Source organism: Sporichthyaceae bacterium, assembly GCA_036493475.1.
GTDB lineage: Bacteria > Actinomycetota > Actinomycetes > Sporichthyales > Sporichthyaceae > DASQPJ01.
The window spans coordinates 39,288-54,886 of the sequence record DASXPS010000147.1 but is presented as its reverse complement, the minus strand read 5'-3'; the positions used below and the strand labels follow the sequence as shown (position 1 = coordinate 54,886).

Here is a 15,599-nt window from a genome sequence, read left to right as displayed (position 1 = left end):
ACGCGGACGAATCGCGCTCATCTTCACTGCAGGTCAGACGCCATCGGGATGGGCAGGCCGCGTTCGGTGGCCACCTCGCGGGCTCGCGGGTAGCCGGCGTCGACGTGCCGGATCACTCCGGTGGCTGGATCGTTGGTGAGCACTCGCTCCAGCTTCTCTGCGGCCAGCTCGGTGCCGTCGGCGACGATCACCTGCCCGGCATGGATGGAACGGCCCATGCCGACCCCGCCGCCGTGATGGATGGACACCCAGGTGGCCCCGGACGCCACGTTCACCATCGCGTTGAGCAGCGGCCAGTCGGCGATCGCATCGGAGCCGTCGGCCATGGCCTCGGTCTCCCGATACGGCGAGGCCACCGAGCCGCAGTCCAGGTGGTCGCGGCCTATGACGATCGGCGCCTGCAGTTTCCCGTCGGCCACCATCTGGTTGAACGCCAACCCGGCCCGGTCCCGCTCGCCGGCACCCAGCCAACAGATGCGCGCGGGCAGGCCCTGGAAGCGCACCTTCTGCCGGGCCTGCTCGATCCACCGGGTGATGCGGTCGTTGTCGGCGAACATCGCGCAGATGGCATCGTCGGTGGCCGCGATGTCGGCCGGGTCACCGGACAGCGCGACCCAGCGGAACGGCCCGCGGCCCTCGCAGAACATCGGCCGGATGTAGGCGGGCACGAAGCCGGGAAAGTCGAACGCGCGCCGGTAGCCGGCCGCCTGCGCCTCGGCGCGGATCGAGTTGCCGTAGTCGAACACCTCGGCGCCCGCGTCGGAGAACCCGACCATCGCCTCGACGTGCTCGGCCATCGACTGCCGGGCGCGGTCCGCGCACGCCCGCGGGTTCTCCGCGCGAAGCTTGGCCCACGACTCCAGCGTCAGGCCCACCGGCAGGTAGGCCAACGGGTCGTGCGCGGAGGTCTGGTCGGTGACGATGTCGATGCCCGGGCCGCGGCCGACCAGGTCGGGCAGCACCTCGGCGGCGTTGCCCAGAACCCCGATGGACAAGGGTTTTCGGGCTGCGCGGGCCTCTTCGGCCTGCCACAGCGCGTCGTCCAACGACGATGCGTACACGTCGAGGTATTGCTGTTCCAACCGTCGAGAGATGCGCGACGGGTCGCACTCCACGACGATCGCCACTCCGCCGTTCATGGTGACGGCCAGTGGCTGCGCGCCGCCCATGCCGCCCAGGCCGGCGGTCAACGTGACGGTGCCGGCCAGCGTGCCGCCGAAGCGTTTGGCGGCGACCGCGGCGAACGTCTCGTAGGTGCCCTGCAGGATGCCCTGCGAGCCGATGTAGATCCACGAGCCGGCGGTCATCTGCCCGAACATGGTCAGCCCGGCGGCTTCCAGTCGGCGGAACTCGTCCCAGTTGGCCCAGTCGGGGACCAGGTTGGAGTTGGCGATCAGTACCCGCGGTGCCCATTCGTGGGTGCGCAGCACCCCGACCGGACGGCCGGACTGCACCAGCAGGGTCTGGTCGGTTTCCAGATCGGTGAGGGTGCGGACCAACGCCCGGTAACTGGGCCAGTCCCGGGCGGCCTTGCCGCTGCCGCCGTAAACAATCAATTCCTCGGGGTGCTCGGCGACCTCAGGGTCCAGGTTGTTGTTGAGCATGCGCAGCGCGGCCTCGGTCTGCCAGCTGAGCGCAGTGCGCTCGCTACCGCGCGCCGCCCGTATCCCGCTCACTGCAGCTCCCCCACCACGGCCAGCAGGGTGCCCCGGCGCACCGCGGTTACCGCCGCCTCGATGTCCGCGGCCAGGTAGCGGTCCGGGCCGGGGCCGGGCACCACCCGGCGCAGCGCGTCGCGGGCGGCGCCGGTGCGCGGGGCGGGTGACAACGGCGCGCGCAGGTCCAGCGCACGGGCGGCGGTCAGCAACTCGATGGCCACCACCCGGGTCATCCCGTCCAGCCCGCGGCGCAGTTTGCGGCCCGCCGCCCACCCCATCGACACATGGTCCTCCTGCATCGCCGAGGACGGAATCGAGTCGACGCTCGCGGGCACCGCCAGCCGTTTGAGTTCGGCGACGATCCCGGCCTGCGTGTACTGGGCGATCATGTACCCGGAATCCACGCCGGGATCGTGGGCGAGGAACGCGGGCAGGCCGGCGGAGCGGTTGCGGTCCAGCATCCGGTCGGTACGGCGCTCGGACATCGAGGCCACGTCGGCGACCGCGATCGCCAGGAAGTCCAGCGCGTAGCCGACCGGGGCGCCGTGGAAGTTGCCGTTGGACTCGACACGGCCGTCCGGCAGCACCACCGGATTGTCGATGGCCGCGGCCAATTCCCGCTCGGCGACGGCGCGCGCGTGGTCCAGGGTGTCCCGGGCCGCCCCGTGCACCGCGGGCGCGCAGCGCAGCGAGTACGCGTCCTGCACCCGGGCGTCCTCGGCGCCGGCGTGCGAGGCCACGATCGGCGAGCCGACGAGCAGGTCGGACAGGTTGGCTGCGGACGCGGCCTGACCGGGGTGCGGGCGCAGCGCGGACAGGTCGTCGGCGAACACCCGGTCGGTGCCGAGCAGGGCCTCGGTGCTCATCGCGGCGGCCAGGTCCGCGTGGCGCAGCAACCCGAGCAGGTCGTGGCAGGCCAACGCGAGCATGCCGAGCATCCCGTCGGTGCCGTTGATCAGCGCCAGGCCTTCCTTCTCGGCCAGCGTGATCGGGTTCAGGCCGGCCGCGGCCAGCGCCTCGTCGGCAGGGAAGAGGTCCTCGGCTGCGTCGCGCACGGTGCCCTCACCGGTGAGCGCGAGCGCGACGTGGGCGAGCGGGGCGAGGTCCCCGGAGCAGCCCAGGCTGCCGTACTCCGGGACCACCGGGGTGAGCCCGGCGTTCAGCAACCCGGCCAACGCCAGCGCGGTCTCCGGGCGCACGCCGGTCCGGCCGGTGGCCAGGGTGCGCAGCCGGAGCAGCATCAGCGCGCGCACCACCTCCCGTTCCACCTCCGGCCCACTGCCCGCGGCGTGCGAACGGATCAGGCTGCGTTGCAGCGCGACCCGGTCGGCAGGCGGGATGTGCCGGGTGGCCAGCGCGCCGAAGCCGGTGGAGATGCCGTAGACGGGGGTGTCGGAAGCGGCCAGTTCCTCAACCCGGGCACGCGTCGCCGCGATCGCACTCAACGCCTCGGCGGTGAGGGCGACGGCGGCCTCGTCCCGGGCGACGGCCACCACCCGGGCGATCGGCAGTGCCCGCCCATCGATCTGGATGGCCTCCGGCACCTGCACATTCCAGCACCAGTGCATCGGTGCGGACCCGCTGACACCCGGGACGCGCGACGAACGTCCGGGTTAGCATGATTCGCGGCGTTTTTTGAGGCTCGCATCTGCCACGGGCGCACGCCCTTCTACGCACCCAATTGACCTGTCACAAGCCTCATAGAGGAGGGCACGTGCCCAGATTCGTTCCGCTCGCCCTGACCGCCGCATTGCTGTGTGCTGGCGGCGTCGCCGTCGCCCAGACCAGCGCGAATGCGTCCGCGGACGCGCACGGGGGCGCCGCCCGGGTCACCGGGCAGGTCCGCCACCCGTTGACGCTGACGCGGGCCGACCTCGCCAAATACAAGCAGCACACGGTGAAGGTCACCTACCTGGGCGGCATGCCCGCCGAGGTGCTCCGGCACCACACGTTCAGCGGCCCCCTGTTGCTCGACGTCCTGTCCAAGGCCGGGCCCAGGTTCAGCGCCGGAAAGAACGACGCGTTGGGCTGGGGGATCCTGGTAACCGGTTCCAACAACTACCGGGCGTTGATCGCCTGGGGCGAGATCATGCCCGAGTTGGCGAAGACACAGATCGTGCTGGCCATCAGTGAGGACGGCAAGCCGTTGACGACGCCCCGACTGGCGGTGCCGGGGGACAAGGGCGGCGGCCGGTACGTCGACGATGTCGAGACGATTCGGGTCACCGGACCCTGATCTGACGCCAGGTCAGCAGGGGCCCTGCTCCCCGGTTAGTTACTGACGAGTACTATTCGTCGGTCGCGCCGTCCTCGGCGAGAGTTCACCGAGCGATAGCGTCGCGGCAGTTCGGGCTGTGCGCCCGACAGTCGAGCCCGGATACAGGGAGTAGGCGCATGACGGCGACCCGCATCATCATCGGCCTGGGTATGACCCTGGCCGTACTCCCGATTGCCGGGCGGCGGTCGCTGTGGCTGTACCGGCTGGCGATGACCGGGCAGCCGGCCCCGGACCGGTTGACCAACATCGAGCGGCCGAAGATCGGTGCGGCGATCAAGCGTCAGATCGTCGAGGTGTTCGGGCAGCGCAAGCTGCTGAAGTGGTCGATCCCCGGTGCCGCGCACTTCGTCGTGTTCTGGGCGTTCGTGATCCTGGCGACGGTGTACCTGGAGGCCTACGGCTCCCTGTTCAAGGAGGCCTTCCACATCCCGCTCGTCGGGCACTGGGACGTCCTGGGCTTTGCGCAGGACACCATCGCGCTGCTCGCGCTGCTCGGCATCATCGTGTTCTCGATAATCCGGTGGAAGGACTCCCCGGCGCGGCTGGACCGCGAGTCCCGGTTCAAGGGCTCGCACACCGGCGGCGCCTGGCTGATCCTGTTCATGATCTTCAACGTCATCTGGACGATGTTCTTCTTCCGCGGCGCGTCCTACGCCAACGGCAATTTCCCTTACGGCAAGGGCGCCTATGCCTCACATGCGGCGAGCAAGATCTTCGACCACGCGAGCGGCGACACACTCGACGTCCTCGAGACCATCGGCCTGATGGCGCACATCGGGGTGATGCTGAGCTTCCTGGTGATCGTCGTCTACTCCAAGCACATGCACATCTTCATCGCGCCGCTGAACGTGGCGTTCGCGCGCAAGCCCGACGGCCTGGGGCCGCTGCTGCCGATGCAGTCCGCGGGCAAGGAACTGGACTTCGAGGAGGCCGACCCGGACGTCGACATCTTCGGTCGGGGGAAGATCGAGGACTTCACCTGGAAAGGATTCCTCGATTTCGCGACGTGTACCGAGTGCGGGCGGTGCCAGTCGCAGTGCCCGGCGTGGAACACCGGCAAGCCGCTGTCGCCGAAGATGCTCATCCTCGATCTGCGCGACCACGCGTTCGCCAAGGCGCCGTGGTTGTTGACCCCGGAGGAACAACGCGACTCGCTGCCGGACGCGGTGAAGGCCGAGGCGGAGCGGCCGCTGGTGGCCCCGCTGTCCGAGGGCGGGGTGATCGACCCGGACGTCCTGTGGTCGTGCACCAACTGCGGTGCCTGCGTGGAGCAGTGCCCGGTGGACATCGAGCACATCGACCACATCGTCGACATGCGCCGCTACCAGACGATGATCGAGTCCTCGTTCCCGGCCGAGGCCGGCGGGATGTTGAGGAACCTGGAGAAGGCCGGCAACCCGTGGGGCATGCCCGCGCGGATGCGCACCGAGTGGACCAAGGACCTCGGGTTCGACGTCCCGGTGCTCGGTGAGGACGTCGAGGACGCCTCCGAGCTGGACTACCTGTTCTGGGTCGGCTGCGCCGGAGCGTTGGACGACAAGGCGCAGAAGACCACCAAGGCCGTCGCCGAGCTGCTGAATATTGCCGGGGTGAAGTACGCGATCCTCGGGCAGGCCGAGACGTGCACCGGTGACCCGGCGCGGCGAATGGGCAACGAGTTCGTGTTCCAGATGCTCGCCCAGCAGAACGTGGAGACGCTGAACGAGGCCAAGGTCACCAAGATCGTGGCGACCTGCCCGCATTGCTTCAACACCATGGGCCGGGAGTACGAGCAGCTCGGCGGCAACTACGAGGTCGTGCACCACACCCAACTGCTCAACGACCTCGTTGCCGCGGGCAAGTTGGTGCCGCAGCAGCAGGTCACGTCGACCGCGACCTACCACGACCCGTGCTTCCTCGGTCGGCACAACAAGGTCTACTCCCCGCCGCGCGAGCTGATCGCGAAGGTCGGCGGGCTGCAGTACAAGGAGATGGAACGGTCGAAGGAGCGCTCCTTCTGCTGCGGCGCGGGCGGCGCGCGCATGTGGATGGAGGAGACCATCGGGCAGCGGATCAACGACAACCGCACCGAGGAGGCGCTGGCCCTGTCGCCGGACGCGATCATCACCGGTTGCCCGTTCTGCAAGACGATGATCTCCGACTCGGTGGCCGGCAAGCAGTCGTCGGGGGCCGCGCCCGCACACGTCGAGGTCATCGATGTGGCGCAGCTGATGGTGCGGGCGATGAAGCCGGTTAGGGTGGGCATGGCGGCTGACGGGCCGTCAGAGACTGATACCGCCGAACCCGCCGTCGTGGAGCCGACGGGTGCCACCGACGACGACCCGGGTGCGGGCACCGACGGGTGATCGGCGACCGGTGGGGGGTGAGCGACGCAGAGGTCGCTCGGCCTTACCCGTGCGACGCGTTCGCCTCGGGGCCGGCACCGGCCGCGTGGCGCGGTGTCACCGTGCGGGCCCCGGCGGCTGCGGTGTGGCCGTGGGTACGGCAGATCCGGCTGGCGCCGTACTCCTATGACTGGATCGACAACCTGGGGCGTCGCTCGCCGCGGGAGTTGAGGGACCTGCCCGACCCGGTGCCCGGCGACCGGCTCACTGCTTCCGCGGGGCGACCCATCGGACGGGTGCTGGCAGTGGAGCCGGGGGTGCACCTGACCGGCCGGATCATGGGCGCATTGATGTCCTGGGTTCTGGTGCCGGTCCGGGACGACGCGAGTCGGCTGTTGTTGAAGGTGGTGTTGCCGCCTCGCCGGGTGCAGGCGCAGCTGATCGCGGCTGGTGATCTGGTGATGTCGCGGCGCCAGTTGCTGAACCTTGCCCGGCTGGCCGAGGGCCGACCGGGCCCCTCCCCAACGCCTCAATCGAAGTGATCGATGATCAGCCCGCGGGGTTCCGGGGCGCGTGGCACCGGGCGTAGGAGCTCATACCTCGGTGCGGTGGAAGTTCTGGAAAGACCGGGACGCGGTGGGGCCGCGCTGACCCTGGTAGCGGGAGCCGTGCTTGGCCGAGCCGTACGGGTGCTCGCTCGGTGAGGACAGCTGGAAGAAGCACAGCTGGCCGATCTTCATACCCGGCCACAGCTTGATCGGCAGCGTGGCCACATTGGACAGCTCGAGGGTGACGTGCCCGGTGAAGCCGGGGTCGATGAACCCGGCGGTGGAGTGGGTGAGCAGGCCGAGCCGGCCGAGACTGGACTTGCCCTCCAGCCGCGCCGCGATGTCGTCGGGCAGCGTGACGCACTCGTAGGTGGAGGCCAGTACGAACTCGCCGGGGTGCAGGATGAACGGCTCGTCGGCGGCGGGCTCCACCATGCGGGTCAGCTCGGGCTGCTCATCGGCCGGGTCGATGTGCGGGTAGCGGTGGTTCTCGAACACCCTGAAGTAGCGGTCGAGACGGACATCCACGCTGGACGGCTGGATCATCGCTGCGTCGAACGGATCCAGCACCACCCGGTTGTTCTTGATCTGGTCGTGGATGTCGCGATCGGAGAGCAGCATGCGCCGAGGATATGCGGTGCGCCCCGTATCCCCGAAAGCGCAGAACGGTACGTCGAAAGGCGCCCGGAGGCGTACGGTTCTGCGCTTTCGGGAGAGGTGCTGCGACGTGTGGGAACGGTGGGACGGCGGCAAACGTACGGGCGATATCCACAGGCGCCGAGAACGCCTGCGCGGAGGCCATTGTTTGCGCCAACCTCCGCGCTGTGGATGACACTTCTCGCGCGCTGGACGGGCCGACGCTCACACCGACAGCCCGTGCCGGTGGCTTCACCCGTCGACGGTTGGAGAACCGTCGACGCAATCGCCAGGTCGCCCGGTCGCTATGGGTGCCCGCAAGCACACGGAATGACCTGGTCGAGCGCTGCCGCGCGCTGCGACTGTTGTTGCCCGACGATGCCGTTTTCAGCCACTACACCGCCGCCGAACTGCTGGGCATCACAGTCCCGGCCGATCCGCTGATCCACTTCTGCACGCAGCAGCTGATCGAACCCCGGATCGCGGGCGTCGTTGGTCATCGGATCGGCGGATACGGACCGCCGACGTGGCGCAACGATCTGCCGGTGACGACGCCCGCGCGGACCTACCTGGACCTTGCCTCGCGGTTGGACTTGATGGCGTTGGTGCAGGCCGGCGACGGCTTGGCCGCCCTGTGCCCGGGCCGCGTCGAGGAGTTGGAGCGCGGCCTGCGTCTGGGGCGCGGGCGACGCGGCGTCGTCCTCGCGCGCGAAGGCCTGAAGTGGCTCGATCCCGCATCGAAGTCACCGATGGAATCACGACTCCGCTTCCTATTGGTGTCGGCCGGCTTTCCCGAGCCGAAATCGAACGAGGCGGTCTACGACGAGGACGGTGAATGGCTGGCGGAACCGGATCTTCAGTGGGACTGGATCCGCATCGCCCACGAATACGAGAGCGAGCGCCATCGTGAGCGCCGCCAGTGGGAGCTCGACATCAAGCGGGACGAGGGGCTAATTCGCAACGACTGGATCCTGCTGAAATCGACGTCGACCGATCTATTGCAGCGACCGGCGACCGTGATCGAGCGCACCAGGGACGCCTTCGCCCGCCGCGGCGTCTACATCCCTCATTGAGCACGGGCACCACAAGCCCCGCGAGCAACACTCGTTCTCCCCGAAAGCGCAGAACCGTACGCGAATCCCGCGTCCTATCCGTACCGTTCTGCGCTTTCGGGGGTACTCCGCGGACCGCTCAGGTGCCGCAGAAGGTGCGGTAGGGGCCGAAGTTGTCGGGGGCCGGCTGGGCATAGGCGTCCAGGCCGGGACGGCGGTCGTAGGGGTGGGTGATGGCGTCGATGAGGTCGTGCAGTGGGGTGAGGTCGTCGGACTCGGCGGCGCTCAGCGCGGCCTCGACGAGGTGGTTGCGCGGGATGTAGAGCGGGTTGATCCGGTCCATCGCGGCGGCTGCGGCCTCGGGCACGATCCCGGCGCCGTCCAACGCGACGCGCCAGTCGGCCACCCAGGCGCGCACCGGGTCGGGGTGGAAGAACGACGCGTCGGGGTCCTCCCCACGCAGCACGTCGGCCAGGGCGCGGAACGAGCCGGTCCAATCCGCGCGCTGTCCGGCGAGCGTGCCGAGCAGGCCCTGCACCAGCGCCATGTCACCGCCGTCCGCCGGCAGGCCGATCTTGCCCAGCATGAGGCGGAGCCAACGCTCCTCGAAAAGCCCGGCGAAGCGCTCCAGTTCGGCCTTGGCGATCTCAATGTCCGCCCCGTCCTCGGCGAGCAGTGGCAGCAGCGCTTCGGCGAACCGGGTCAGGTTCCACAGGGTGATCGCGGGCTGGTTCTGGTAGGCGTAGCGGCCGCCGGAATCGATCGAGGAGAACACCGCGGCGGGATCGAAGCCGTCGAGGAACGCGCAGGGCCCGTAGTCGATGGTCTCGCCGGAGATCGTCACGTTGTCGGTGTTCATCACCCCGTGTACGAAGCCGACGCCCATCCACTGCGCGACCAGCGCGGCCTGCACCTCGATGACGCCGCGCAGCAGCGCGGCGTAGGGATTCGGGTCGGCGGTGGCAGCGGGGTGGTGGCGGATGATGGCGTGCAGCGCGAGACGACGCAGCAGGGTGTCATCCTCGGCGGCGCGGGCGTACTGGAAGCTGCCCACGCGCAGGTGGCTGGCCGCGACCCGGACCAGGACGGCGCCGGGCACCAGGCCGGTGTCTCTGGCGATGTGCTCGCCGCTGAAGACCACAGACAGCGCGCGGGTGGTCGGGATGCCCAGGGCGTGCATGCCCTCGCCGATGATGTATTCGCGCAGCATCGGGCCGAGCGCGGCGCGGCCGTCGGCGCCGCGGGAGTAGATGGTGCGTCCGCTGCCCTTCAGGTGCAGGTCACGGCGGTTGCCGTTGGTGTCGAGAATCTCGCCGAGCAAAAAGGCCCGCCCGTCGCCCAGCCGCGGGGAGTAGCCGCCGAACTGGTGTCCGGCGTAGGCCTGCGCGACGCTCGCCGCGCCGTCCGGCACCGTGTTGCCGGCCAGGATCTGCACGCCGTCGGGTGCGGCCAGCGCCGCGGGGTCGAGGCCGAGTTCGCGGGCCAGCGGCTCGTTGAGCACGATCAGGGCGGGCTCGGGCACTGCCTGCGGCTGCCAGGGGGTGAACAATCCCGGCAGGTCACGCACGAAGGAGTTGTCGAACTCGAACTGCACGCCCGTCGCGACACTCATGCCTTCGAGGCTAACCCGGCGACGGCACGGCATGCTGCGCGCGTGGGGTTCACCCGGGCGCAGCTGGAGTCATTCCGCGGCACGCGGTTGCCGGACCTGCTCGGGCCGTCGACGAAGCTGCTGTTCGTCGGGATCAACCCGGGGCTGCTGACCGCGGCGGTGCAGGCGCACTTCGCCCGGCCGGGCAATCGGTTCTATCCGGCGCTGTACCGGGCCGGCATCAGCGACCGGCTGATCGCGGCGGGCACCGGGTATCGGCCGGAGGACCTGGCGCACCTGCAGGACCGCGGGGTGGGGATCACCAACATCGTGCCGGTGGCCACCGCGCGGGCCGACGAGTTGAGCCGCGAGGAGTTGGTGGCCGGCGAGCGGGCGCTGCTGCGCCGGGTGCACCGGATCCGCCCGGTGGTGGTGGCGGTGCTCGGGGTGACGGCGTACCGCGTGGCGTTCGACCGGCCGCGGGCCCTCTCCGGCCGGCAGCCGGAGGACCTGGGTGGGGCGCAATTGTGGGTCGCGCCCAATCCCAGTGGGTTGAACGCGCACGCGCGGTTGGCGGATCTGGCCGCGGCGTACCGGCAGATCGCGGTGGCGGCGGGCATCGACGTCTACCCGCCGCCGTCGTGAATCAGCTCACCGGTGAACCACGACGCCCTCGAGGTCGTCGGTCCAGCCCAGATACCGCAGGTTCCACGCCTCGTCGAGCGCGCTGATCGTCACCTTCGTGACGTGACCGCGCGAGGGGTAGTCGCTGGTGAGCACCCAGCCATTACCCAGGGAGAGGGCCACGTGGCCGGGTCCGCCACCCGCCCAGAACACCGGGACCCCGGCCGGCGGCCGAGGATCCCCGCGGTGCTTGGACCGGGACTCATGCCAGGCGACGATTGCGCTGCGGTCGCGCGCGTCCAGCCCGTAGACCTTGCGCACGAACCGCAGGCACAGGCGCGACCACGGACCCGTGGTGCCCATGTAGTGCTGCGCGCGGCGCAGCGCCGCCAAGTCGAGCCCGGGCGCCTGCGGTGGCTCGAACCCCGGCGTGGTCTGCGCGGCACCGACCTTGGCGGGGGCCTTGAGCGCCAGCGGCGGTCGGCCCCATCCGCGGCTCGCCGGCTCGGGCATGACCCGCACGTCGGCCTGCGCGAGGGCCGGCGTTTGGTCCGGCGCAGCGGCCAACACCGGCGCCCGGGGGACGGTGCACGCCCCGGCGATCACGGCCAGCACCAGGCCCGCCCCCGCGGCGGTCCGGCGCAGCCCGACAGTTTTTGGCTTGCGGTGACCGCTTGTGCCGGCGGTCCTTGGCTTGCGATGGCCGCTTGTGCGCGCCAAAAAATCCACCTGCTCGTGCCCGTGAAACGAGCCACGAACAGACGCCGGCGTCGCTTCAACCTCGCCGAGCGCAACCCCTGACACTCGGCGTCCGAAAGGACCGGAGTGATTTGAACATCCGTCATGGCAGAAACCAAATCGGCGCGCCGTTAGGTTTCTCACAGGAATTGCCTACCGGTGAGCAACCTGATGTAGCGTCAGAATACATGTCAGTTCCGAGGGGCACTCCGGTTCGGTCACAGACACAGCGGCTTCTGCCCCGCTTCCCTCCCCCCGCAGGGGGAGCACGGGGATGAAATGTGAGGCGGACTATCGTCGCGGACCCCGCCACCGCCATAGCCTGTCCGTCATGTCCGCGCCGAGCGCATCGTCGGTTGCCACCGGGCAGCGCCCGGCGCTGCGACTGGTGCTCGTCGACGACCACGAAATGGTGCTGCACGGCCTGACGGCGATGCTGGCCCACTTCTCCGACCAGGTGGTGATCGCGGGCACCGCCACCACCTACGACGACGCGCTGGCCGTGGTCGCGGACACCCAGCCCGATGTCGTGCTCTGCGACGTCCGGCTGGGGCGGGCGAGCGGGATCGACCTGTGCCAGGCGATCACCACCCGCCATCCGAACATCTGTGTCGTGCTACTGACCGTCTACGACGACGAGCACTACCTGTTCCAAGCGCTACGGGTCGGCGCGTCCGGCTACATCCTCAAGCGGGTGGACGCCACCGAACTGGTCGGTCATCTGCGGCGCGCCCGGGACGGGGAGACCGTCGTGGATCCGGCGTTGGCCGGGCGGGTGGCGCTGTCCGCGGCGCGCATCTCCGCCGGGGAGTTCTGGCCAGGTGCGCACCTGGGCCTGACCCAACGCGAATCGGAGGTGCTTGCCCTGCTCGTGGCCGGCCACTCGAACAAGGCGATCGCGGGCACGCTGGTGATCAGCGAGGACACCGTCAAGACGCACTTGCGCGGTCTGTATCGCAAGCTCGAGGTGGCCGACCGGGCGGGTGCCGTCTCGGTCGCACTGCGCGAGGGTGTCTTTCGTTGATTGTGCGTCAGAACGCAGCCCCGCCTGACTGTGACTACCTGCTGGAGCATCTGTCCGCGGACAGCGTCGTGGTTTTCGCGGTGGACAGCGATGACCTGTTCGTCGCGGCCTGCGCACCCCGTGACGCGCGGATCGCGGAATCCCTGCGGATCCCGCTGGGTTTCGGCGTGACCGGTCAAGTGGCCCGAGACGGTCGACCGGTGCGCATAGTGCGGGACTCGCCGCGGAACCTGACTCATCGCCGCCTGGTGGGCATGGGGCCGGCCGACGCCATCAGCCGCATCTGCGCGCCCATCCCGGGACTGTATGGGGAAATCGTCGGTGTCCTCGCCGCCTACCGAAGTGCCGCGCGGCCGTTCACCGAGGACGAACTGAACCGGGCCATCGAACTGGCCGCACCGCTGGGCCTGCGCATGCACACCGAGCAGCTGTGGCAGGCCGTCGGGCGGCATCGCGCCGAACGCGATCGGCTGATCGCGGCGGCCATCTCTGCCCAGGAGGACGAACGCCGTCGGATCGCCTTCGACCTACACGACGGCGTGATCACGGTGCTTGCCTCGTTGGCCTTCCACCTCAACGCGGCGGATCTGGCGGTGCGGGATCTCGGGGCCGCCGCAGTGGCCCAGACGCAGATCGCGGCTGCCCAGCAGTTGGCCGACCTGGCCTATCACCAGACCCGGGCGGCCATCTCCGGACTGCACAGCCTGGTGCTGGAAGATCTCGGTCTGGTGGCCGCGCTGGAATCCCTGATCCAGTCCTCGACCCCGGCCGCCGGCACCGAGGTGGAACTGCTCACCGACCCGCCCGCGATGCTGGGCGAGGTCCCGGCACACGCCGCCGCCGCGCTGTACCGCATGGCGCAGGAGGCACTGAGCAACGCAATCCGGCACGCCGGCGCGGCACGCATCGTGGTGTCGCTGCGACGAGCGGGCGACGCGCTCGTGCTGGGCTGCACCGACGACGGCCAGGGGTTCGCGCTGCAGGAGGCGCGCACCACCCGGACAAAGCCCGAGGACCCGACCCGGCAGCACTTCGGGTTGTCCTCGATCGAGCAACGCGCCGCGCTGCTGGGCGCCGAACTGCGGTTGGAGAGCTCACCGGGACGCGGCACCCGGGTGTTCGTCGAACTTCCGGTGGACTGAGCGCAGGTCAGGCAGCCAATCGATGGCGGTGCTCCACCAGGCGCAGGATCATCGGGGTGAGGATCAGCTGCATCGCGAGCTCCATCTTTCCGCCGGGCGCGACGATCACGTTCGGCCGGGACATGAAGGAGTCGTGCAACATCGACAGCAGGTAGGGAAAGTCGATGCCGCGGGGCTCGCGGAACCGGATCACCAGGAAGCTCTCGTCGGCCGTGGGGATGTGCCGGGCGATGAATGGATTCGAGGTGTCCACCGTGGGCACCCGCTGGAAGTTGACGTGGGTGCGGGAGAACTGCGGACAGATGTAGTTGATGTAGTCCGGCATGCGCCGCAGGATCGTGTCGACCACCGCCTCACTGGAATATCCGCGGGCGGTGCGGTCCCGGTGCAGCTTCTGAATCCACTCCAGGTTGATGATGGGCACCACGCCGATCAGCAGGTCGACGTAGCGGGCGATGTCGACCTCGTCGGTGACCACGCCGGCGTGCAGGCCCTCGTAGAAGAGCAGGTCGGTGCCCGCGGGGATGTCCGCCCAGGCGGTGAACGTACCGGGCGGTTGGCCGAACGACGCGGCGTCGGCGTCGTCGTGCAGATAGCGTCGGACCAGTCCGGTGCCGGTCTCGCCGTAGCCCCGGAACAACGTCTGGAGTTCCGGGAGCAAATTGGCCTCCGGGCCGAAGTGGCAGAAATGACGGTTGCCGACCTCCTCCGCCTCGGCCATGGCGCCCTTCATCGCGGCGCGGTCGTAGCGATGGAAGGCATCGCCCTCGACCAGCGCTGCATCGATGCCCTCGCGGCGGAAGATGTGTTGCACCGTGCGGGTGACCGAACTGGTCCCCGCGCCCGAGGATCCGGTGATGGCCATTACCGGGTGCCGCGGCGACATCACCGCCCCCGGAACAGGGTGCGACTGTTGAACAACGGCGATTCCTCACGGCCGAACCGCTCCTCGCGGTGGTCGTTCCCCGCCATTGCCATCTCGACCAACCCGGAGCGGACGCACGCCGCTGCGGCGCGCGCGCAGTTCTCGGCCAGCCGCTGCTGCGCCGCGGCCACCGCAGCTGGATCACCCCGCCAGGTGCGCAGCGCGTCGCCGACCAGCGCCCGACCGAAGGAGAAGGTCAGAGCCCACGGCACCGCCGGGCCCGCCAATTCATTGATCGCCGCAAGATTGGCGCAGGCGCGTGCGTTCGATTGGCCGCCGGAGAGGAACGCGACGCCGGGCACGCCCGCGGGCACCTGCGCCTCGAGCACCTTGAGCGTGCGTCGGGCCACGTCCTCCGGTCCACAGCTGCGCTGGTGGCAACCCGTACCGGGAACGACCATGTTCGGCTTGAGCACGATGCCGGCCGGGTCGACACCCATGACGTCCAATTGCTCGAACAGCTCTCCAAGTACCGCGTGCGTCAGAACCTGACAGATTTCGATCTCGTGGCGGCCGTCCATGAGAATCTCCGGCTCCACGATGGGCACGATCTCGTGTTCCTGGCACAGCGCCGCGTAGCGCGCCAGTGCGTGCGCGTTGGCTCTGATCGTGCGGGTGCTGCTGCCCGTTGCCTCGAGCACGGCGCGCCACTTCGCGAAGGTCGCACCGAGCTCGCGATACTCCGCCAACCGACGGGCCAGGCCGTCGAGGCCCTCGGTTATCCGGCCGCCGGCGGTGAACGGCAGCGGCACCGCTCCGGTGTCGACCTTGACGCCCAGCTGGATGTCGAGGTCGCGCGCGGCCACCACGAACGGGGTGCCGTCGGGCAGGGTCTGCCGAAGCGTCTCGTCGCACAAAATCATGCCCGAAACCCAGCTGGACAGCTGACGGGTCGTCAGTAGGAGCGCGCGGTAATCCCTTCGGGTGGCCTCCGATGCCGGCACTCCGACGGCGTCCAGCCGGGCGGACATCGTGGCGATGCTCTCGTCTGCGGCGAGGATGCCGCGGCCGGGTCGCACCAGGCGGCGCGCGGTCGTCACGATGTCGGGCACGCGGGCA

At 69.5% G+C, this 15,599-nt stretch carries 14 protein-coding genes; 7 read left to right on the top strand and 7 right to left on the bottom strand.

Annotation, left to right across the window (positions count from 1 at the left end; translation table 11 throughout):
* Positions 1–23: 23 nt before the first annotated feature.
* Together hutU and hutH are read right to left on the bottom strand one after the other, a co-directional pair.
* On the bottom strand, positions 24–1,676 hold the full coding sequence (hutU, locus tag VGJ14_15230; GenBank protein HEY2833781.1) for a urocanate hydratase: 1,653 nt from the start codon (positions 1,674–1,676) through the stop codon (positions 24–26).
* The gene (hutH, locus tag VGJ14_15225; protein ID HEY2833780.1) at positions 1,673–3,202 is read right to left on the bottom strand and encodes a histidine ammonia-lyase; all 1,530 of its coding nucleotides are present in this window, start codon (positions 3,200–3,202) and stop codon (positions 1,673–1,675) included. Before hutH ends, hutU begins: the two co-directional genes overlap by 4 nt.
* Positions 3,203–3,372: 170 nt before the next feature.
* Here hutH and VGJ14_15220 point away from each other — a divergent pair, with 170 nt between their 5' ends.
* From VGJ14_15220 to VGJ14_15210, 3 genes are all read left to right on the top strand, one after another.
* The gene (locus tag VGJ14_15220) at positions 3,373–3,894 is read left to right on the top strand and encodes a molybdopterin-dependent oxidoreductase (GenBank protein HEY2833779.1); all 522 of its coding nucleotides are present in this window, start codon (positions 3,373–3,375) and stop codon (positions 3,892–3,894) included.
* Between the two features lie 158 nt (positions 3,895–4,052).
* Positions 4,053–6,281 (top strand): (Fe-S)-binding protein, encoded by a 2,229-nt coding sequence (locus VGJ14_15215; protein ID HEY2833778.1) that lies wholly within the window; start codon positions 4,053–4,055, stop codon positions 6,279–6,281.
* 17 nt (positions 6,282–6,298) lie between these two features.
* Entirely contained in the window at positions 6,299–6,802 is a 504-nt protein-coding gene (locus VGJ14_15210) for a hypothetical protein (protein HEY2833777.1), read from the top strand.
* Positions 6,803–6,853: 51 nt separating this feature from the next.
* On the opposite strand, the gene dcd is transcribed toward VGJ14_15210, so the two are convergent.
* Positions 6,854–7,429, bottom strand: a complete 576-nt coding sequence (gene dcd / locus VGJ14_15205; protein HEY2833776.1) for a dCTP deaminase — start codon at positions 7,427–7,429, stop codon at positions 6,854–6,856.
* A gap of 203 nt (positions 7,430–7,632) precedes the next feature.
* Here dcd and VGJ14_15200 point away from each other — a divergent pair, with 203 nt between their 5' ends.
* Positions 7,633–8,517 carry a hypothetical protein gene (locus VGJ14_15200; GenBank protein ID HEY2833775.1) on the top strand — a complete coding sequence of 295 codons (885 nt, stop codon included), beginning with the start codon at positions 7,633–7,635 and terminating at the stop codon, positions 8,515–8,517.
* Positions 8,518–8,635: 118 nt separating this feature from the next.
* Here the strand turns inward: VGJ14_15200 and VGJ14_15195 are convergent, their stop codons facing one another.
* Positions 8,636–10,108: a YdiU family protein gene (locus VGJ14_15195; GenBank protein ID HEY2833774.1), complete on the bottom strand. Its 1,473-nt coding sequence runs from the start codon at positions 10,106–10,108 to the stop codon at positions 8,636–8,638.
* 42 nt (positions 10,109–10,150) lie between these two features.
* Here VGJ14_15195 and VGJ14_15190 point away from each other — a divergent pair, with 42 nt between their 5' ends.
* Complete coding sequence (locus VGJ14_15190; protein ID HEY2833773.1) at positions 10,151–10,732, top strand: mismatch-specific DNA-glycosylase; 582 nt, start codon at positions 10,151–10,153, stop codon at positions 10,730–10,732.
* A gap of 6 nt (positions 10,733–10,738) precedes the next feature.
* Here the strand turns inward: VGJ14_15190 and VGJ14_15185 are convergent, their stop codons facing one another.
* Positions 10,739–11,326: a hypothetical protein gene (locus tag VGJ14_15185; protein ID HEY2833772.1), complete on the bottom strand. Its 588-nt coding sequence runs from the start codon at positions 11,324–11,326 to the stop codon at positions 10,739–10,741.
* 454 nt (positions 11,327–11,780) lie between these two features.
* Here VGJ14_15185 and VGJ14_15180 point away from each other — a divergent pair, with 454 nt between their 5' ends.
* Positions 11,781–12,473, top strand: a complete 693-nt coding sequence (locus VGJ14_15180) for a response regulator transcription factor (GenBank protein ID HEY2833771.1) — start codon at positions 11,781–11,783, stop codon at positions 12,471–12,473.
* A 2-nt stretch (positions 12,474–12,475) separates the two neighbouring features.
* Positions 12,476–13,615 (top strand): ATP-binding protein, encoded by a 1,140-nt coding sequence (locus VGJ14_15175; GenBank protein HEY2833770.1) that lies wholly within the window; start codon positions 12,476–12,478, stop codon positions 13,613–13,615.
* Positions 13,616–13,622: 7 nt separating this feature from the next.
* On the opposite strand, the gene VGJ14_15170 is transcribed toward VGJ14_15175, so the two are convergent.
* The gene (locus VGJ14_15170; protein ID HEY2833769.1) at positions 13,623–14,501 is read right to left on the bottom strand and encodes a phosphoribulokinase; all 879 of its coding nucleotides are present in this window, start codon (positions 14,499–14,501) and stop codon (positions 13,623–13,625) included.
* The gene (locus VGJ14_15165; protein ID HEY2833768.1) at positions 14,501–15,592 is read right to left on the bottom strand and encodes a class I fructose-bisphosphate aldolase; all 1,092 of its coding nucleotides are present in this window, start codon (positions 15,590–15,592) and stop codon (positions 14,501–14,503) included. Before VGJ14_15165 ends, VGJ14_15170 begins: the two co-directional genes overlap by 1 nt.
* Positions 15,593–15,599 lie beyond the last annotated feature (7 nt).